Genomic DNA, 19,474 nt, shown 5'->3' on the forward strand with positions numbered 1-19,474 from the left:
CCCATCCTTGTGTAATTACTTGCGCAATTCTTTGGGTGCTTCCGGGCTGTGAAAGGCTGGCTTCATAATTGAAACAAAGAAACGTGCAGATCCGGCAAGAGCGGCTGAAATTTGTTTAGCGATAGCTTTTTTCAATGTATTCTCCTCCTTGTCCAAGGAATTACTGTTAATGATTGGACTATAAAAGCCAATCCGATTACAGATGATTGAAGAAAAAAGTTAGAGGAAACCATTAATATAGAAACCAACTTCAATAATGGAAATATAGAAGTGGGAATTCTTGCATTATTGTCCGGGTTTGGAGCAAATATAACGATTATGATCAAACTGATTATGTTAGCAATCCAAAGGGCAGAGTCTGGAAAGGTGATTAAAGAAGGCAGTAAGGTGCTTAATAAAATAGTAACAATATTACAAGCCGTAGCTGTTTTTAAATGAAAACCGCCTGAGGCGAGGCGCAGTATCGAGAAACAGAATAGAAAGGTTAAGCATTCGGCATATGTTCCCGAAATAAAACCTATTATCGAAGTGCCCGCTATGATTAGCAGTGTATTTAAAATAATGCCCAGCGAATACTGCATAACTTCGACAGAGTGGGTTTCCTCTGAATTTGCATTCTTTATTGCCATTGCAATTCTAAAGGCTAATGAATTCATCATCGGTTCGATCCTTTTTATATGATAGATATAGGTAGGCATAAAGCAAAATGCCATAAAGCATAGGCATTAGGAAGAAATACTGAGAATATCTTTGTGTTAGAATTAGCATTAATATAACGATGAATATAGCAGGCGCACTTAGAATAAAGATTTTAATTTCACGAAGGGCTATCTTTACTTTGACGTTTTGTTTGTCAGGAACAAAATCAAATCCCTTTCTATGTTTACCGATATTAAAACCAATAATGATTGTAAGTACAACAGAGATTAATTGAAGAATATACACACCAACGGACAAAAAAGGGAATTCTATAGAGTATAAACCTGTCAATTTCATTAGAAAATAACATGTGGATTGAATGAGCATATAGGATAAATAAGTTAATCCTGTCATAATAGCAGCATAAAAAATATGAATTCGAAACAAAAGCCATAAAAAGCAGAAAGTTAACAGATATTGAATAGCCACGTCTGTAAGTATAAGCCCATAGTCGTTACGGAGAACGTAGGACACAAATGCCATAAGGGCACCAGCGAACAAGATTTCTTTGGGATAAACATCAATCTTAAAAACCTTGAAGGCCAAATAAAACATTGCAGTTGTCTCAAGTATGGAAAATACCATATACAGCACAAAATCCAGCATGCCTACACTCCCGAATACCAAAGTAGCTAATCTTGGTGATATTATACATAATAGGATAAAATGCAACAACAGGTTTTGACACTTTCCGGCAAATATTTCTTAAAAAATGTATTTTGAGAGGAGTTTTACCATGCAGGAGCGTCCAGAGCAGGGAGAATACACCGAATTCCAGTCCAGATATATTACACTGGTGCCGCCAGAGGGAGATTTAAAGGTCATTCTAAGAGAGCAGACTCAGCATGTATTGGCTTTGCTTGGCGGGCTGACGGAGCAGCAGGGTGAATACCGCTACGCCCCAGGGAAGTGGAGCATCAAAGAAATGATAGGGCATCTAACGGATAACGACCGGATTATGTCCTACCGTCTGCTTTGTTTTGCCCGAGGAGAGCAGGCGCCGCTGCCCGGCTATGAAGAGAATGATTACGCTGCTGCTGGCGGATTCGACCGCTTCTCGCTACAGGAGATGATCACGCATTACCGGATCGTTCGGGAGTCCACCCTGGCGCTGCTGGATAGCCTGCCGGAGGATTCCTATACACGCAAGGGGAGCTTCGGGGGTATAGCCATGTCGGTTCGGGCGCAGGCCTGTCTGATTATCGGACATGAGCTGCATCATCTGCGGATTCTTCATGAACGTTACTTGAACTAAAATGCTGTAATTAGGCTGGAGAGGAGCGCTTATGAGCTTGCTAAAAGGCATCTGGCATTTCTTCATTCCAAGAGAACGCACCTTAGTTTATACCACGTTTGACCAGGGACAATATTTTAAGGTAAAAGGTCTTTTGACGGCGGCAGGAGTACGGCACCGCTCCAGGATTAACGGGGGAATGAAAGCGACCACCCAGCGTGCTAATTATGGAGGAAAGGCTACGGTTCAGCATGATCTGTATGTCCGTAAGGAAGATGAGCACAGAGCACTGAAGGCTATTCATTAGAATAAAACACTAAAAACGCATTTTAGCCTATCAATGGCTGGAATGCGTTTTGGTGTTTTCTATCTATAAAGTGATTAAAGGAAATAACAAAAGGCTAAATAATAGAAATATATTCTTTTTTTACAATGGAGGATTCTTGTGGCATTTGCGGCAGACCGGGTAATAGGCTTCATTGCCGCCAATCTGAATCTGTTTGCCGCTGTATACAGGCTTGCCGTCTTCGACCCGCAGTGCCATGGTGGCTTTCCGGGCGCAGAACCAGCAGATGGTCTTCATTTCCTCAATCTTGTCGGCGTAGATCAGCATGTATTTGCTGCCTTCGAACAGATTGTTCTGGAAATCATTTTTGAGGCCGAAGGCCATGACCGGAATGCCGAGCTCATCGACAATGCGCACGAGCTGGAGAATGCAGTCCTTAGTCAGGAACTGGCACTCATCTATCAGCACACAGTGGGGTTTCGGCAGATTGCTGCTGACAATGCTGTAGATATCCGTATTCTCATCGATAGGGATGGCCTGCTTGCGCAGTCCGATCCGGGAAGAGATGTAACCGACTTCGTCCCGGTCGTCAAGGGATGGAGTGAAGAGGAGTACCGACTTGCCCTGCTCCTCGTAATTATGTGCAACCTTGAGAATCTCAATGGATTTGCCGCTATTCATTGCCCCATACTTGAAAAATAACTGTGCCACGTCCATCTATCCTTTCGCTGTTCAGCTTGGTTAATAGTATCCGAAAAATGCGACCTTATTAGAGTATCATATTCGGGGCCGGGGTAGCCAGTGAAAAGATTGCTCCAGCGGGGATGTGATATAATGAACGCAATTATGTCTTCAGCAGGAGAATCTTGTGAACAGAAAGGAAGTTTATCAGGTGACAGAGAAATTGGAGCAATACAAGGAACGGTTAAACCTACTTCAGGAGAAGGGGGAACTAAGCCCTGAGTCGGAGGATTTACTGGTCGAAATGCTGGCAGAAATGACGGAGCTTCACCGCAGCAATATGGCATTGCGCCGGGTCATCCTGAAATCGGGACAAGGCTCAGCGATGTCTACCCGCCTGCGGGATGCGCTCTACGAATAAATAAATGGGGTATAACCGATGAAGCTAACCTTCTCTTATCTTAAAAAATACCGTGTCGCAGCCATTGCCGCGCTGGTAATGATGCTGATCGAACTGGCAGTAGAGCTGTCGCAGCCATTGCTGATCTCCAAAATCATTGATGAAGGCATCCGGGAAAAAGATACAGCAGTAGTCTGGCTGTGGGGCGGTGTGCTTATGGGAAGCGCTGCAGTGGCGTTTCTTGCCGGAGTGCTCAGCTCCTTTTTTGCCTCGCATGCCAGCCAGGGGTTCGCGTTCGACCTGCGGGACAAGCTGTATGAGAAGGTGCAATCCTTCTCTTATGAAATCTTCAGCCGGTTCCCTACTTCATCGCTGATTACAAGGCTTACGGGTGATGTGTCTCAGCTGCAGGATACGATATTCATGGGTCTGCGGTTCATGACCCGTATCCCGCTGGTAGTGGTGGGCAGCGTAATTATGGCGCTCGTGGTACATGTCAAGCTGGGGCTGCTGCTGACCGTGACGCTGCCGTTTTTGGTGATTTTCCTCCTATGGCTGATGCGGAGAGCCTCTGTTCTGTTCCGCAATGTGCAGAACCGGCTGGATGATGTCAATGGTGTCATTCAGGAGAACCTTACCGGTATCCGTCTGATTCGTGTATTTGTGCGCATGGGTCATGAGATTGGCCGGTTTGCCTCATTCAGCGGGAAGCTGATGCAATCGACTGTATCCGCGCTGCGGCTCACGGAGACCTCGACACCGTTCATTATGATCATCGTGAATGCTGGAATTCTGGCTGTCTTATGGTTTGGCCGGATTGAGATATCCACAGGTGATGCGACGCTCGGCCAGACCGTTGCAGTCATTAATTACTCCCTGCGCACCATGGGTGCACTGTCTGCGCTGTCTTGGATTATGGTAAGCTTCTCGCGCGCCAGAGCTTCTTCCGTGCGCATTGATGAAGTGATGTCGGCCAGTGAAGGTCCGGGGGAATTGGGAATGGCGCCTCTGAACGGGATGGGGCCAGCGCAAACGGGCTCTCTGAATCAGAATCAGTTGCCAGCCATTAAGGGGAAGGTCGAGTTCCAGCAGGTCGGCTTCAGTTATCCCGGCAGTGAGATTAAAGTGCTGGAGGACATTTCCTTCACGGTGCAGCCTGGAGAACGTGTGGCGATTATGGGTGCAACGGGCTCAGGTAAATCCTCTCTGGTAACATTGATCCCCCGTCTGTATGAGTGTGGCAGCGGTGTCATCAGGATTGACGGGATGAAGCATACGGAAATTGGCATACAGGCACTGCGGGGATCGATTGGTTATGTACCGCAGGAGGTACTGCTGTTCACCGGCTCGATCCGGGAAAATATTGCCTGGGGTAACGGGCAGGCGGGTCAGGAGGACATTGAGCAGGCAGCCGCAGCCGCCCAGATTCATGAGACTGTTGCAGGACTGCCGGAGGGGTACGATACCCGGCTTGGGCAACGCGGAGTCAATCTGTCCGGCGGACAGAAGCAGCGTCTGACCATCGCTCGGGCACTGGTACGCAAACCGGCGATTCTGATTCTCGATGACAGCACCAGTGCGCTTGATGCGGTGACGGAGGGGCTTTTACTGGCGGAGCTGAAGACGATGTCCTGCACAACGTTCCTCATCACCCAGAAGATCAGTTCCACTGTGTCGGCCGATCTGATTCTGCTGTTGGACGAAGGACGGCTGATTGCCCAGGGGACGCATACAGAACTGATGGATGCGTCCCCGCTGTACCGCAAAATCTATCAGTCACAGACAGGGGAGGCGCAGCATGTTCAAAGCACTCATTGAGCCGTTCCGCCATCCGAAGCTGGAGGTCGGACTGGGAGAAGGGAAGGTCTTCGGGGCAATGGGCGCCCGGAAACCGAAGGCCAAAGCCAAGAACTGGTCCGGTACGCTTGGACGGATATGGAGTTACCTTGCGGAGCGCAGGGCTAAGCTGGTATTGGTACTGTTTATGGTCCTGCTCAGCTCAGGACTGTCCCTGCTTGGACCTTACCTGATAAGCCGGGCGGTGGACCATTATCTTGAAGGGGACGGGGGCAGAACCTGGGTGATTTTTCTGGTCACACTGGCTCTTGTCTATCTGCTTAATTCTCTGATTTCCTGGCTGCAGAATATCTGGATGATCGAGATTGCCCAGGAGACCGTATACCGGATGCGTACGGATCTGTTCTCTCATCTGCACCGTCTGCCGATCTCCTTCTTCAACCGCAGGCAGCAGGGGGAGATTATGAGCCGGCTAACCAATGATATTGAGAATATCAGCTCGACGCTGAACAACTCGGCGATTCAGATTTTCTCCAGTATCCTGACGCTGGTGGGTACGGTGGGGGTAATGCTGTGGCTCAGTCCCTTGCTGACGCTGCTGACCTTCATCGTTGTGCCGCTGATGATGCTGGGCATGCGCTGGATTACCCGGCGGACCGGCCCGCTGTTCAAGGAACGGCAGCGCAATATGGGGGAATTGAACGGATTTATAGAAGAAACGTTGTCCGGGCAGCGGATTATCAAAGCGTTCTCGCAGGAGGAGCGGGTCATTACCGGCTTCCGGGAGCGCAATACACGGATTATGCTGTCAGGGTATTGGGCCCAGGCGATTTCCGGCTTCATTCCCAAGCTGATGAATGGTCTGAACAACCTAAGCTTTGCAATCGTTGCCGGAGTCGGGGGGCTGCTCGCCATCCGCGGACTCGTAACAGTAGGGATAATTATTGCTTTTGCTGAATATGCACGTCAATTCACCCGCCCGCTGAATGATCTGGCGAACCAGTGGAACACGCTTCTGTCGGCAATTGCCGGAGCGGAGCGGGTATTCGAAGTACTTGATGAAGATACCGAAGCCAGGGATGAGGGGGCAGCGGTAAAGCTGCAGCATGTGGAGGGCGCGGTGAAGTTCTCGGGCGTATCCTTCTCCTATGATGGAGGTGCAGATACGCTGCAGGATATATCTTTTGAAGCTAAGCCCGGAGAGATGATTGCGCTGGTTGGACCTACTGGGGCCGGCAAAACCACCCTAATCGGCCTGCTGTCCCGCTTCTACGATCCGAGTAAAGGAAGTATAACGCTGGACGGAAGAGAGCTCTCCACGATTACCCGGGAAAGTCTACGCAGTCAAATGGCCTTCGTACTGCAGGATTCTTTCCTGTTCAAAGGAACGATCCGCGACAATATCCGTTACGGCAGACTGGATGCATCCGATGAAGAGGTGGAGGAAGCCGCGAAGCTTGCCAATGCCCATGCCTTCATTATGAGGCTGCAAGGGGGCTATGACCGGATGCTGTCCGTAGACGGCAGCGGCATCAGTCAAGGGCAGAAGCAGCTGCTAGCTATTGCCCGGGCAATTCTCGCGAATCCGTCTATGCTGGTGCTGGATGAAGCTACGAGCAGTATTGATACAGTGACCGAGATCAAGATTCAGGAAGGCCTTCAGGCGCTGATGAAAGGGCGGACGAGCTTCGTGATTGCCCACAGGCTGGGCACGATCCGGGCTGCTGACCGCATACTGGTGCTCCAAGGCGGACGGCTGATTCAGCAGGGTTCCCATGAGGAGCTATTGCGGCAGGGCGGTCTCTATAGCGAACTGGTACAGGGGAGCAAGGGGGCTGCTGCGCAGTAAGTGCTGCCGGCAAGGATGGGATAGGGAAGATGCTTTGCTGAAATAGGCGGTGCAGGATGGACTTCCGGGCTGCTGCTGTTGCTGTGGCCGCACAAATGTCCCGACTATATCCGCTTTCCGTGGACAGAGATCGGGCAAATTTAATGAAATCCTGCACAAAATACAACATTTCCCTCTTCCTACCGGCCTAAAACCAAAATTGTTGTAGAAAATGCAGGATTTCACCTTATTTAAGCGGCTTAGCCGGATTATTGTTGTATTTCATACAACATTCTATCTGAACACCTGGCTATCTGGGTATCAAAGTTGCAAAACGTACAACATTTTTGTCTGCAGCGGCCTAATAGACAGTGCTTCCTAGGCCGGCAACGAACCAAGTATAAGAGGTTGTCGTGTTCAGGCAGATTATAAGTGTAAGAGGGAGTGGGGAATTAAAGCTCTCCCGCCGCAATGCTGACTCAATTTGGGACTTGAGAGAGAGTCTCGTAGCCCACAACCTCAAATTTGCAAACAAGCTGAGGCAATGGTGCGGAGCCGGAAGTTTTCAGCTCAAGCTACATGCAGTTGGTTTCAGAACATTCGAACGACAAAAGGGGATGCCTCTGCAGCCATTTCAATCCTGGCTTGGGACATCCCCTGCTTATTAGTGTTATTGATTATTGTTAGAGTGTGCCATTGGTGGACGGGGGCTGCTGCGCTTTCTGTTTCTCTCTGAACCGTGGTCCTACGTAGTTCTTCTTGCGGTCCCGGGTTAGTATCCAGCCGCCGAGGAAGCTCATTCCGGCCAGGAACAGCAGTAATCCTCCGCCAAAATGCAGCCAGGCGAAATCCGGAGTGACGGACTCGTCGCCATGCATGGAGATAAAGTTGAAAATATCATCTTTCATCATCAGGAAGCCCTTCATGGCCAGAAGGCCGGGGATCACCAGGATAAGGATGGCAATGAAGCGTGAAATGAGCAGTTTCATAATCGTCCCTCCTCTTCGCAGCCGTTTGAATTCACCCCTATGATAACGCTTCAATTGGCAAAAGTCCATGGATACATGACGTTTATAAGTTTTGTAATAGAATCAAAAGAGAGTACAATATAATAGGTTAAACTGAACTTTAGAGGAATGACTGGAGGATACATATCATGACAATTACCTGTGACGTGGCGATACTTGGTGGAGGTACCGGTGGTTATGTGGCGGCGATCCGCGCCGCGCAGCTCGGCAAATCCGTCGTCGTTATCGAAATGGACAAGCTGGGCGGAACCTGCCTGCACCGCGGCTGCATTCCCAGCAAATCACTGCTGCGCAGTGCCGAGGTATTTGCTGAAATCAAGGAGAGCGAAAGCTACGGTATAGAGACAACTGGCGTAGAGCTGGTGTTTCCCAAAGTGCAGCTGCGCAAGGAAGCGGTAGTGGAGCAGCTCCATCAGGGTGTGCAATATTTGATGCGCAAGAATAAAATTCAGATTCTCAAAGGCAAAGGCCGGATCATCGGCCCGTCTATCTTCTCTCCGCGAAGCGGTGCAGTTGCCGTGGAGCTAGAGGATGGCGAGATGGAGACTGTAGTCTCCACCAATCTCATCATTGCTACCGGATCACGCCCGCGTATACTGCCTGGCCTTACGCCTGACGGCAAGGTGATTCTGAGCAGTGAGGAAGCGCTGACGCTCGAAGAACTTCCGGCCTCGATTATTATTGTGGGCGGCGGGGTTATCGGCGTGGAATGGGCTTCGATGCTGGCCGATTTCGGTGTGCAGGTAACTATAGTTGAGGCCGCCGGCCAGCTGCTGCCGCAGGAAGATGAAGAGGTTGCCCGTGAACTGCTGCGTCTGCTCAAGAAACGCGGAGTCAAAGTGTTGACCGGTACTACCGTGGATGCAGAGACCTGTAGTATATCGGAATCCGGGATTACAATTGAAGCCCGCAAGGGTGAGCAGAGCCAGAGCCTATCGGCCGAGAAGCTGCTGGTATCCGTAGGGCGCGTAGCGAATATCGAGAATATCGGCCTGGAAAATACAGATATCCGCTTCGACAAAGGTGTCATCGGAGTGAATGCCAGCATGCAGACGGGGGAGCCGCATATCTACGCTATTGGCGACTGCATCGGCGGACTGCAGCTGGCACATGCGGCCAGCCATGAAGGCATCCGTGCCGTGAATCACCTGGCTGGCGAAACGCTCCATCCGTATGAAGCCCATCTTGTTCCCCGCTGTGTCTATACGCGGCCGGAAGTAGCAAGTGTCGGTTATACCGAGAAGGAAGCGAAGGCGCTGGGACATGAGACTGTAACCGGCAAATTCCCGTTCTCGGCTATCGGCAAAGCGATTGTCTACGGCATGAAGGACGGCTTCGTAAAAGTGGTCGCCGACTCGAAGAGCGGGGATATCCTCGGCGTGCAGATGATTGGCCCGCATGTGACGGACCTGATCGGTGAAGCAGCATTGGCACAGATTCTGGATGCAACACCCTGGGAGGTTGGCGAGGCGGTCCATGCCCATCCGACACTTTCGGAGATCATCGGGGAAGCGATGCTGGCGGTGGATGGAAGAGCAATTGGATTCTAGGATAAGATGAAAGGGCTAAAGTGAATGCCGGACGGAGCTGAGGGCGCTTGATGCGCCTAAACAGCTCCATAGCGGCATTTCTTGGCTTTTCTTTTTGTATGGAAAGGGATTATAATGAACTTAGAATGAAATTAGTACCTGGTTTTAAGATCAGGGCATATACTTTGTTGAGTCATGCTTAACAAAGTTAGCGAACGCTCCCGGAGCCGGTTGTACGACCTGAATTCAGGAAGCTATGCTTACAAAACTTTTAGGAGGTACCTCTTATATGGAATCCCAAGGTACTGTAGAAACCGTTAACCGACATAAACAGCTTGGACTCAGCGACGGCCAGGTTATCGATATGTACAGATTCATGCAGCTCGGGCGCAAATACGATGAGCGCAGTCTGCTGCTTCAGCGCGCAGGCAAGATCAACTTCCATGTGTCCGGCATCGGACAGGAAGCGGCGCAGGTCGCGGCGGCTTTTGCACTGGACCGGGAGAATGATTATTTCCTCCCGTATTACCGTGATTATGCGTTCGTGCTGACGGTAGGAATGACCACGCGTGAGCTGATGCTGTCCGTATTCGCCAAGGCGGAAGATCCGAATAGCGGCGGCCGGCAAATGCCGGGCCACTTCGGAAGCAAACGCCTGCGTATCGTAACGGGATCAAGTCCGGTTACGACCCAGGTTCCGCATGCTGTAGGCTTCGCGCTGGCGGCCAAGATGCAGAAGAAAAAGTTTGTTTCCTTTGTCACGTTCGGTGAAGGCTCCAGTAACCAGGGTGATTTTCATGAAGCATGTAATTTCGCCGGTGTGAATAAGCTGCCGGTCATCATCTTCTGTCAGAACAACCAGTATGCGATCTCCATTCCGGCCCACAAGCAGCTTGGAGGCAAGGTCAGTGACCGCGCCCTCGGCTATGGCTTCCCGGGTGTCCGGGTGGACGGCAATGATCCGCTTGAGGTCTACCGTGTGGTCAAAGAGGCGCGGGAGCGTGCGCTCGCCGGAGAAGGACCCACCCTGATTGAAGCGATGATGTACCGCCTGTCGCCGCATTCCACCTCGGATAATGATCTGGCTTACCGGACCAAGGAAGAGGTTGACGAGAACTGGAAAAAGGACGGCATCGCCGCGTTCCGCACATACCTGACCGGACTGGGTCTGTGGAGTGACGAGCAGGAGCGTGATCTGGTTGCCGAATATAATCTTGAATTGAAAGAGGCCATAACCTACGCCGAAAATGCACCGTTCCCGAAACCGGAAGATACGCTGCTGCATGTGTACGATGAATCCGGCCTTAAGGGAGGAGCATAAGCCATGGCGATGATGGAATATATCGATGCAATCCGGCTGGCAATGAAGGAAGAGATGGAGCGCGATGATTCGGTGTTCGTGCTGGGTGAGGATGTCGGCGTGAAGGGCGGCGTATTCACGACCACCAAAGGACTGCAGGATCAGTTCGGTGCAGAGCGCGTGCTTGATACACCGCTTGCGGAGTCAGCGATTGCCGGCGTGGCGATCGGCGCGGCGATGTACGGCATGAAGCCAATCGCCGAAATGCAGTACTCTGATTTCATGCTGCCGGCAACGAACCAGATTATCAGCGAGGCGGCCAAAATCCGCTACCGTTCCAATAACGACTGGAACTGTCCGGTGGTAATCCGCGCGCCTATCGGCGGCGGGATCTTCGGCGGATTGTACCACTCTCAGTGTCCGGAATCGATCTTCTTCGGTACTCCGGGACTGAAGATTGTAGCCCCTTACTCGGCTGCCGATGCCAAGGGACTGCTGAAAGCTGCTGTCCGTGACCCTGATCCGGTGCTGTTCTTCGAGAACAAGAAATGCTACAAGCTGATCAAGGAAGATGTGCCGGAGGGCGACTACATTGTGCCTATCGGTGAAGCGAATCTGCTGCGTGAAGGCAGCGATATTACGGTGATCGGGTATAGCCTGCCGCTGCATTTTGCGATGCAGGCAGCGGAAGAGCTGGAGCGCGAGCAGGGCATTACCGCGCATATTCTGGATCTGCGCACCCTGCAGCCGCTGGACCGCGAGGCGATTATTGCCGCTGTCCGCCAGACCGGCAAGGTGTTGATTGTCCACGAGGACAACAAGACCGGAGGCATTGGCGGCGAAGTGGCAGCAATTATCGCTGAACACTGCCTGTTTGATCTGGATGCGCCAATCTTCCGCCTGTGCGGACCTGATGTGCCGGCGATGCCAATCTCCCCGCCGATGGAGAAGTTCTTCATGCTGAGCAAGGACAAATTAAAGGCGGAGATGCTGCGTTTGGCGCAGTACTGATATATGTGAACAACAGGTGAGGTCTTTATGTTCAGCCTGTATGTACATTGGGCATGAATGTTGCAATTATTGCAGCTTAGATTCGAAATTAGCGGTGGGTTGGGCAGGATTGCTGTATGAAATACAACAATTTGCACGCTTATCCGCTTGGATAAAGAGAAATGCTGCCGTTTGTACAACTTTTCTGATTTTTGGCCGATTTAAGTGGTGAAATGTTGTATTTTGGGCAGGATTTCGTGGCTACATGCTTCCGAGGCCAGTTTTGTCGAAGCTAACTCAGGAAGTATGTGCTTACAAAACATAAGTGTATGCTTCCGAAGCCAGTTTTGTACGAAGCTGCTTCAGGAAGCCTGTGCTTACAAAACTTTAAGGAGTGACATTATGTCTGACAATACAAAGCTGACGGATGTAATCATGCCGCAGCTGGCAGAATCGCTGGTATCGGCGACGATCGGAAAATGGCTGAAGCAGCCGGGCGATACGATCGAGCAATATGAGCCGATCTGTGAGCTGATTACGGATAAGGTAAATGCTGAGCTTCCGGCTACCGTAGACGGTACGCTGGTGGAGCTGCTCGCCGAAGAAGGCCAGACGGTCAGCGTCGGCGAGATCATCGCCCGCATCGCAGTAGCGGGTGCTGCCCCTGCGGCAGCGACCCCGGCAGCTGCCGCTGCGGGACCTGCCAATGCCGCAGCCCCGGCGGCACCCGGCGCAGCGCCGCAGCCTGCCCACGCCTCCGTCCGGCCGTCCGTGCCGGCTGCGCCATATGACGCGGATGCTCCGATGCGTTCCCGTTACTCTCCGGCTGTGCAGACGCTGGCCGCCGAGCACGGCATCAACCTTGCGGCCGTGCCGGGCACCGGCCTGGGCGGACGCATCACACGCAAGGATGTGCTCGCGTTCCTGGAGAGCGGTGCAGCTGCGGCTCAGCCTGCAGCGACAGCCCCAACTGTTGCTGCTCCTGCGCCGCAGCAGCCTGTATTCCAGCCTATTCAGGAAGAAGTGCGCGGAGAGCTTCAGCATTTGCGTCACTCCGGCCTGCACTTAAGCGAGTCGCCGAAGATTCCGACGATCGAAGTGGAAGGCGGGCGGGGCAGCAGCTCGGAATACCTGATCGACGTTACGCCGATCCGTAATACGATCGCTACCCGTATGCGCCAGAGCGTCTCGGAGATTCCGCATGCCTGGACGATGATTGAGGTCGATGTGACCAATCTTGTCGTGCTGCGCAACAAGCTGAAGGATGAGTTCAAGCGCAAAGAGGGCATTAATCTGACCTATCTGGCCTTCCTGATGAAGGCGGTTGTCAGTGCAATCAAAGATTATCCGATCATGAACTCCGTCTGGGCCGTTGACAAAATCATTGTCAAACGCGATATCAACATCTCGCTCGCTGTAGGCACAGAGGACTCTGTAATGACACCGGTCATCAAAAAAGCCGACCAGAAGAACGTCGCAGGCTTGGCCCGCGAGATCGACGAACTGGCGCTGAAGACCCGTGAAGGCAAGCTGCGGCTGGAAGATATGCAGGGCGGTACGTTCACGGTTAACAATACCGGATCATTCGGCTCGATTCTGTCCTACCCGATCATTAACTATCCGCAGGCGGCGATTCTAACCTTTGAATCTATCGTGAAAAAACCAGTGGTCATCAATGATATGATCGCCGTCCGCTCGATGGCCAATATCTGCCTGTCGCTGGATCACCGGATTCTGGATGGAGTCATCAGCGGACGTTTCCTGCAGCGCGTGAAGGATAATGTGGAAGGTTATACGCCGGACACCAAGCTGTACTAATGTTTGAACAAGGCAGCTGCGCAACCCTGTGACAGGGAGAATATGAAGCAAAGGGGACCTTATGACTATGGACAACCTGAACTTAAGCAAACTGGAAGTTTCCTATCTCCCGCTGATGGAATACGGCGCGGCCTGGGAGCTGCAAAAGGAAGCGGTGCAGGGGATTGACGCAGGCACCGCTTCCGAGCGGCTGATCCTTCTGCAGCATCCGCCTACCTATACCATCGGTTCACAGAATCATCCGGAGCATCTGCTCCTTAGCGTGGAACAGCTTGGGAAACAAGGGATTGCGCTGTTTGAAATCGACCGCGGAGGAGATATTACATATCACGGACCGGGCCAGCTTGTAGGTTATCCTCTCCTGAAGCTTGGCGAAGACGGCAAGGTCGATCTGCACGGATATCTGCGCAGGCTGGAGGCCGTTATTATTGCCTATCTGGCTTCACACGGGATATCAGGAACCCGCAAGCAGGGATATACGGGCGTATGGGTCGGCGATGAGAAAATTTGTGCGATCGGCGTCAAATTCAACAAGAGTAAATTCCGCAGAGGTTTTATTACCAGTCATGGCTTCGCGTTCAACATCTCAGCCGGAATCAGCCAAAGCGGCTTCTCGGGAATCATACCCTGCGGCATTGCCGAGTACGGGGTTACTTCACTTGAGGAATGCACCGGGCGCTCCTTTGGCCTGGAGAGTGTTGCTTCCGAGCTGGTGCCTTATTTCTTGCAGCAGTTTCCGTATGAAGCGGTTGCCGGGGCTGTAAGTGCTGCAGAATAAGGAATGCTGAATCCGGGCAACGTCAAACAGCGCCCGGAGAACCCGGACGCTGTTATTCAAGTACTAAACGTGACTAACCGGCCATAAACGGCTCGATGACAAAGAGCACCGTAGAGGCGATCATAGCGATCAGCATGATGTAGATAATGATGCGGAACCATTTTTTCTGTTGCATGAGTGACTCCTTTGAGATTAGTTTAAGTTAAGAACGTAGGCGTTAGACAACACAGTACAACCATTGTAACGTATCCGCGAAAGAGAGGGAAGTCCAAGTGATATCACAAGACCGGTTGATCAATGAATTCATGGAGCTTGTCCGTATTGATAGTGAGACCAGAAATGAACGGCGGATTGCCGATGTACTCAAGGAAAAATTCAGCACTCTGGGACTGACAGCAGTTGAAGATGATTCCCAGGAGAGAACGGGACACGGAGCTGGTAATCTGTTCGTGACCTGGCCTGCGGACAGCGGCGTGAGCGCGCCTAAGCTGCTGTTCACCTGCCACATGGATACAGTGGTTCCCGGGCAGAATATTAAGCCTTCCCTTGGGGAAGACGGCTGGATTACCAGCGACGGCAGTACAATTCTCGGAGCGGATGACAAAGCGGGGCTTGCCGCCCTGTTCGAAGCGATCCGGGTAATTCAGGAGCAGAAGCTTCCGCACGGGCAGATTCAGTTTGTCATTACGGCAGGCGAAGAGTCCGGGCTGATGGGCGCACGCGCAATGGACCCGGCGCATCTGGATGCCGATCTTGGCTTCGCGCTTGATTCCAATGGTGAAGTAGGAGCAATTGCCATTGCTGCGCCGACACAGGCGCGGGTAACGATGCAGATCTTCGGCAAATCCGCTCATGCCGGAGTTAATCCGGAGGATGGAATCAGTGCGATTCAAGTGGCGAGCAAAGCGATTTCGGCGATGAAGCTTGGACGGATCGATAATGAAACGACAGCGAATATCGGCAAATTTGCCGGCGGCGGCCCGACCAATGTGGTCTGCGACCATGTGCAGCTGGATGCGGAAGCCCGGAGTATTGTGCAGGAAAAGGTAGAACTGCAGATTGCCTCTATGCGTGAAGCCTTGGAGACAACCGCACGTGACAATGGCGCACAGAGTGAATTCCGCAGTGAAATCATTTATCCGGCGTTCAGCTTTAATGAGCATGATCCGGTGGTACAGCTGGCAGACCGCGCGATTACTTCACTTGGACTGACTACCCGGCTGTTCGCTTCCGGTGGCGGCAGTGATGCCAATGTGTTCAACGGCCTGAAGGTTCCTACTGTGAATCTGGCTGTCGGCTATGAGGATATCCACACAACGAAGGAACGGATCAAAGCCGAAGATATTGTCAAAGTAGCCAGCCTGGTTGTAGCTATTGTGGCCGAGAGCCAAAAAGGCTGATTTCAAAAACTGCGCAGATGCCTGGCGGTAATGGGCCGGCTGCGCTTAAATGTAACAAAAAGGAGCTGTTCCGGAATTCACCGGGAGACAGCTCCTTCTTGTTACTCGGTGAAGCTAATCTTCCTCACGGATATCCGGAAGAACGAAGCGGCATTATCCTGCCTTGGAAGCTGTGATCCGCGTTTCCGTCTGGAGCAGCAGGATGTAGGATAGGGGCATATCGCGCCCGTACTGCTTCATCCATCCGGCCATTACGGCCATGATCTGCTCCGGTTTACCTACCATTGTAACTGCGGATGAGCTTGCTCGGACAAGACTATCATTCATGCCTGCATTCCTTCTTTCCTTTTAAGTTTGCTATAATACACCCTATGCATAACCATGCCAAAGGAGACCACAAATCTATGAAAAACGATGAAATCAACCGCAACCCCGCATTGGATGAAGAAACATTGTCGACGAAGCCGATCTTTACTGGCAACATTATTTCGCTGCAGGTGGACACGGTGAAGCTGCCTGACGGCAATACAGCAACCCGTGAGGTGGTGAAGCATCCGGGGGCCGTAGCTGTGCTGGCACTGAATAACGGTAAAATGCTTGTAGTGGAGCAGTACCGCCAGCCGATGCACCGGACTGAGGTGGAGATACCGGCTGGCAAGCTGGACAAAGGCGAGGATCCGCTGGCGGCTGCGGGCCGTGAGCTTCAGGAGGAGACCGGATTTCACAGCGGCGGGCTGAAGCTGCTGAAGTCGTTCTACACCTCTCCCGGCTTCGCCGACGAGATCATTCACCTCTATGTGACCGAAGATGCCCAGCCGGGAGAGATGGCGCTGGATGAGGATGAATTCCTGGAGGTTTCCGAGCTGACGCTGGAGGAAGCGTACCAGTATATCGCGGATGGACGTATTGCGGATGCCAAGACCATGATGGCTGTCTACGCCTGGCATCTGTATACGCTGACTGGACAATGGCACTAGAGTCTACGCTGCAGAGCGTTTACTGCGACCTGCATGTGCATATCGGGCGGACTTCGGAGGGACAGGCGGTCAAAATCAGCGGCAGCCGCGAGCTCACCTTCGCCGGGATTGCCAAAGAGGCGGCGGAACGCAAGGGAATCGGTCTGATCGGCATCATTGACAGCCACTCCCCGGGGGTGCTGCGGGATATTCATGCGGCGCTGGATTCCGGCGAGATGACGATGGCGGAAGGCGGAGGTATTGCCTACAGGGGGACTACCATCATCCTGGGAACCGAGATTGAGATCCGTGAGCCCGGGCGAAAAGAGTGCCATGTCCTGGCCTTCATGCCGGACCTTGGGACCATGGAAGAGTTCAGCAGCTGGATGAGCGCCCATATGCGGAACGTGAATCTAAGCTCCCAGCGCCTGTATGCACCCTCCCGGGTGCTGCAGGACGAGATTACCGGACGGGGAGGCTTGCTGATTCCGGCACATATTTTCACTCCGCACAAAGGGCTTTACGGCTGTGCAGCGGAGCGCATGGCTGACTTATTTGACCTGGAACGCATTGCGGCAGTAGAGCTTGGACTCAGTGCGGATTCGGAAATGGCCGGATATATCTCAGAGCTTGACCCGTACAGCTTCCTGACCAATTCTGACGCTCATTCCCTGGGCAAAATCGGCCGTGAGTATAATGTGATTGAGATGCAGCAGCCCTCTTTCCATGAGTTGAAGCTGGCGCTGGAACGCTCGGAGGGACGCCGGATCAGTGCCAACTTCGGGCTGAACCCCCGGCTGGGGAAATACCACCGCACATATTGCGGCGGCTGCGGCAGCATTATCGATGAGGCGTATGCGACTTCAGAGCGCTGTCCGTATTGCGGCAGTCCCAAGCTGGTGAAAGGAGTGCTGGACCGTATTCTCGATATTGCTGACCGTGAGCAGCCGCTGGTTCCGGCGTACCGTCCGCCCTACCATTACCAGGTGCCTCTGGAGTTTATTCCGGGACTTGGCAAGCGCAAGCTGAATGACCTGCTGCAGGCGTTTGGCACAGAGATGAATATACTGCACAAGGCGGGTGAAGCCGAGCTTGCGGCTGTTGCCGGACAAGAGCTTGCAGAGCTGATCGTACTGGCACGTACCGGCAGGCTTGCGCTCTCTTCAGGAGGCGGAGGGACGTACGGCAAGGTCATTAAGGGGAAGTAACCAAGGACAAGTCATAGAGCAGGACATTCCTTCATATGGTGTAACATGTGACCGGAAAGGAGAATGTCCTGATGCGCAGTTTAAGGCTGATGATGAAGGAACAGACGCCTCTTTATATTTTTGTCGCGGTATTATTTCTGGTCGGGGTCGTATTTGGAGCGCTCATTGTCAGTGCGTTAACGCTGGATCAGCAGCAGGAGCTGGGGGATTATCTGGGCAATTTCTTCATGACCGTCGATCAGCAGGGACTGCCTGCCGCGCAGGATTCGTATTGGGGGATTGCCGCATTCAATCTGAAATGGGTCGGACTGATCTGGATACTCGGCTTGTCGGTTATCGGACTTCCGGGGATTCTGATTCTGGATTTCCTCAAAGGCGTGCTGATCGGCTTCACCGTCGGCTGTCTCGTCAGCCAGTATTCCTGGCATGGCATGCTGTTTGCCCTGGTTTCTGTAGCCCCGCATAATCTGGTGCTGATTCCGGTACTGCTTGTATGCAGCGCGGCAGCGATCGCCTTCTCCCTGCTGATGATCCGCAGCCGGGTGCTGGGACAACAGCGGCGTACCAAGGTGACACGGCCTTTTGTAATGTACACCCTGTTGTCACTCGGCATGGCCCTGCTGGTTATGGGGATCTCCGGATTTGAGGCGTGGGTGACCCCGGTGATGATGCGGTGGGTGACGCCGATGCTGGTGTCAGCCGGATGAGCGTGGAATCTTCAGGAAGCAGCAGCTGTCCTTAGAACATGCGGTGGAATGAATTTCCATTCTGGCACTTCCTTGAACATCGGGGTCCTGCCTCCGTGTAAGCTAAAACCGTTTGACTTCTCAAAGTAACTCCCCCTATAATGGAAGAAGTGGCTTGAAGCCCGGTGCGGTAATTTTCCAAGGGGGAGGCAGACAATGGAAGCCCGGATAGACAAGATTAAGCAACAACTACAATCCCAAGGATACAAGCTTACACCTCAACGGGAAGCGACCTTAAGAGTTCTCCTGGAGAACGAGGATGATCATTTAAGCGCTGAAGATGTATTCATGCTGGTGAAAGAAAAGGCTCCGGAGATCGGTCTCGCCACCGTATATCGTACCCTGGAACTGCTCAGCGAGCTTCATGTCGTGGAGAAGATTAATTTCGGAGACGGTGTTGCCCGTTATGATCTGCGGACGGATACAGCGAAACATCATCATCATCATCTGATTTGTGTACAATGCGGAACCATGGATGAGATTCGTGAGGATTGGCTGGGTCCGCTGGAAGAGCGTCTTGAGAAGGATTATAATTTTACGGTGCTTGATCATAGACTTGATTTTCACGGAATTTGCCACCGCTGCAAGGATAAGAATCCTACAGAAGGCAATACTCCCGAATAAGCTTATATAGAGCATGAACTCTTATACAGATGAGGAATTACCGCACAAGCTCTCCCCGGCTGAATGGCCGGAGGGGGCTTTTTAACTGATTATTCAAAGAGCAATACATAACACCACCCTCCGGCGCATAAAGTGAAGGACGAGTTCTGCGAAGTGGAATAGTGAAGCAGAG

At 52.2% G+C, this 19,474-nt stretch carries 22 protein-coding genes; 15 read left to right on the forward strand and 7 right to left on the reverse strand.

Annotated features, from left to right (window positions below):
- Positions 1-15: 15 nt before the first annotated feature.
- The 3 genes from MHI42_RS32255 to MHI42_RS32265 are packed head-to-tail and all read right to left on the reverse strand — an operon-like array spanning position 16 to position 1,305.
- A complete protein-coding gene (locus MHI42_RS32255; RefSeq protein WP_171716759.1) occupies positions 16-135 on the reverse strand; it encodes a cyclic lactone autoinducer peptide in 120 nt (39 codons plus the stop codon).
- Entirely contained in the window at positions 132-659 is a 528-nt protein-coding gene (locus MHI42_RS32260) for an accessory gene regulator B family protein (protein WP_342421822.1), read from the reverse strand. The genes MHI42_RS32255 and MHI42_RS32260 overlap by 4 nt, the downstream gene beginning before the upstream one ends.
- The gene (locus tag MHI42_RS32265; RefSeq protein ID WP_342421823.1) at positions 637-1,305 is read right to left on the reverse strand and encodes a hypothetical protein; all 669 of its coding nucleotides are present in this window, start codon (positions 1,303-1,305) and stop codon (positions 637-639) included. The genes MHI42_RS32260 and MHI42_RS32265 overlap by 23 nt, the downstream gene beginning before the upstream one ends.
- A 130-nt stretch (positions 1,306-1,435) precedes the next feature.
- Here MHI42_RS32265 and MHI42_RS32270 point away from each other — a divergent pair, with 130 nt between their 5' ends.
- Both MHI42_RS32270 and MHI42_RS32275 read left to right on the forward strand, forming a co-directional pair.
- On the forward strand, positions 1,436-1,954 hold the full coding sequence (locus MHI42_RS32270) for a DinB family protein (RefSeq protein WP_342421824.1): 519 nt from the start codon (positions 1,436-1,438) through the stop codon (positions 1,952-1,954).
- A gap of 31 nt (positions 1,955-1,985) precedes the next feature.
- Entirely contained in the window at positions 1,986-2,240 is a 255-nt protein-coding gene (locus MHI42_RS32275) for a hypothetical protein (protein ID WP_171716755.1), read from the forward strand.
- A gap of 120 nt (positions 2,241-2,360) precedes the next feature.
- On the opposite strand, the gene MHI42_RS32280 is transcribed toward MHI42_RS32275, so the two are convergent.
- Entirely contained in the window at positions 2,361-2,930 is a 570-nt protein-coding gene (locus tag MHI42_RS32280; RefSeq protein ID WP_042138712.1) for a thymidine kinase, read from the reverse strand.
- Positions 2,931-3,111: 181 nt separating this feature from the next.
- Between MHI42_RS32280 and MHI42_RS32285 the strand changes: the two genes are divergently transcribed.
- From MHI42_RS32285 to MHI42_RS32295, 3 genes are read left to right on the forward strand one after another with little or no spacing between them, the layout of a single operon-like run.
- Positions 3,112-3,321, forward strand: coding sequence for a hypothetical protein (locus MHI42_RS32285; protein WP_342421825.1), 210 nt, complete (start codon positions 3,112-3,114; stop codon positions 3,319-3,321).
- An 18-nt stretch (positions 3,322-3,339) separates the two neighbouring features.
- Positions 3,340-5,118, forward strand: coding sequence for an ABC transporter ATP-binding protein (locus MHI42_RS32290; protein ID WP_342421826.1), 1,779 nt, complete (start codon positions 3,340-3,342; stop codon positions 5,116-5,118).
- Positions 5,099-6,946, forward strand: a complete 1,848-nt coding sequence (locus MHI42_RS32295) for an ABC transporter ATP-binding protein (RefSeq protein ID WP_342421827.1) — start codon at positions 5,099-5,101, stop codon at positions 6,944-6,946. The genes MHI42_RS32290 and MHI42_RS32295 overlap by 20 nt, the downstream gene beginning before the upstream one ends.
- A gap of 662 nt (positions 6,947-7,608) precedes the next feature.
- Here MHI42_RS32295 and MHI42_RS32300 read toward each other — a convergent pair.
- Positions 7,609-7,914 (reverse strand): DUF2627 domain-containing protein, encoded by a 306-nt coding sequence (locus MHI42_RS32300; RefSeq protein WP_342421828.1) that lies wholly within the window; start codon positions 7,912-7,914, stop codon positions 7,609-7,611.
- Positions 7,915-8,081: 167 nt separating this feature from the next.
- Here MHI42_RS32300 and lpdA point away from each other — a divergent pair, with 167 nt between their 5' ends.
- The 5 genes from lpdA (at position 8,082) to lipB (ending at position 14,368) form a co-directional block, all read left to right on the forward strand.
- Entirely contained in the window at positions 8,082-9,503 is a 1,422-nt protein-coding gene (gene lpdA, locus MHI42_RS32305) for a dihydrolipoyl dehydrogenase (RefSeq protein WP_342421829.1), read from the forward strand.
- A gap of 268 nt (positions 9,504-9,771) precedes the next feature.
- On the forward strand, positions 9,772-10,803 hold the full coding sequence (locus MHI42_RS32310) for a thiamine pyrophosphate-dependent dehydrogenase E1 component subunit alpha (protein WP_039300370.1): 1,032 nt from the start codon (positions 9,772-9,774) through the stop codon (positions 10,801-10,803).
- 3 nt (positions 10,804-10,806) lie between these two features.
- Positions 10,807-11,793 (forward strand): alpha-ketoacid dehydrogenase subunit beta, encoded by a 987-nt coding sequence (locus MHI42_RS32315; protein WP_076245571.1) that lies wholly within the window; start codon positions 10,807-10,809, stop codon positions 11,791-11,793.
- A gap of 381 nt (positions 11,794-12,174) precedes the next feature.
- A complete protein-coding gene (locus MHI42_RS32320; protein WP_342421830.1) occupies positions 12,175-13,590 on the forward strand; it encodes a dihydrolipoamide acetyltransferase family protein in 1,416 nt (471 codons plus the stop codon).
- A 76-nt stretch (positions 13,591-13,666) separates the two neighbouring features.
- Positions 13,667-14,368, forward strand: coding sequence for a lipoyl(octanoyl) transferase LipB (gene lipB, locus MHI42_RS32325; protein ID WP_179093563.1), 702 nt, complete (start codon positions 13,667-13,669; stop codon positions 14,366-14,368).
- Between the two features lie 73 nt (positions 14,369-14,441).
- Here lipB and prli42 read toward each other — a convergent pair whose 3' ends face one another.
- Positions 14,442-14,543, reverse strand: coding sequence for a stressosome-associated protein Prli42 (gene prli42 / locus MHI42_RS32330; RefSeq protein ID WP_099052488.1), 102 nt, complete (start codon positions 14,541-14,543; stop codon positions 14,442-14,444).
- A gap of 97 nt (positions 14,544-14,640) precedes the next feature.
- On the opposite strand from prli42, the gene MHI42_RS32335 reads away from it, so the two are divergent.
- Entirely contained in the window at positions 14,641-15,768 is a 1,128-nt protein-coding gene (locus tag MHI42_RS32335; protein ID WP_342421831.1) for a M20/M25/M40 family metallo-hydrolase, read from the forward strand.
- Between the two features lie 153 nt (positions 15,769-15,921).
- Here the strand turns inward: MHI42_RS32335 and MHI42_RS32340 are convergent, their stop codons facing one another.
- Positions 15,922-16,095 (reverse strand): hypothetical protein, encoded by a 174-nt coding sequence (locus MHI42_RS32340; RefSeq protein ID WP_342421832.1) that lies wholly within the window; start codon positions 16,093-16,095, stop codon positions 15,922-15,924.
- Between the two features lie 77 nt (positions 16,096-16,172).
- Between MHI42_RS32340 and MHI42_RS32345 the strand changes: the two genes are divergently transcribed.
- The 4 genes from MHI42_RS32345 (at position 16,173) to MHI42_RS32360 (ending at position 19,302) form a co-directional block, all read left to right on the forward strand.
- Positions 16,173-16,745, forward strand: coding sequence for an NUDIX hydrolase (locus tag MHI42_RS32345; RefSeq protein WP_042138703.1), 573 nt, complete (start codon positions 16,173-16,175; stop codon positions 16,743-16,745).
- Positions 16,736-17,932 carry an endonuclease Q family protein gene (locus MHI42_RS32350; RefSeq protein ID WP_340986261.1) on the forward strand — a complete coding sequence of 399 codons (1,197 nt, stop codon included), beginning with the start codon at positions 16,736-16,738 and terminating at the stop codon, positions 17,930-17,932. Before MHI42_RS32345 ends, MHI42_RS32350 begins: the two co-directional genes overlap by 10 nt.
- 71 nt (positions 17,933-18,003) lie before the next feature.
- On the forward strand, positions 18,004-18,639 hold the full coding sequence (gene spoIIM, locus MHI42_RS32355) for a stage II sporulation protein M (protein ID WP_042138701.1): 636 nt from the start codon (positions 18,004-18,006) through the stop codon (positions 18,637-18,639).
- Between the two features lie 195 nt (positions 18,640-18,834).
- Positions 18,835-19,302 (forward strand): Fur family transcriptional regulator, encoded by a 468-nt coding sequence (locus MHI42_RS32360; protein ID WP_171716747.1) that lies wholly within the window; start codon positions 18,835-18,837, stop codon positions 19,300-19,302.
- The last annotated feature ends 172 nt before the right edge of the window (positions 19,303-19,474 follow it).

It is taken from the genome of Paenibacillus sp. FSL E2-0178, from assembly GCF_038593005.1.
Lineage (GTDB): Bacteria > Bacillota > Bacilli > Paenibacillales > Paenibacillaceae > Paenibacillus_AQ > Paenibacillus_AQ phytohabitans.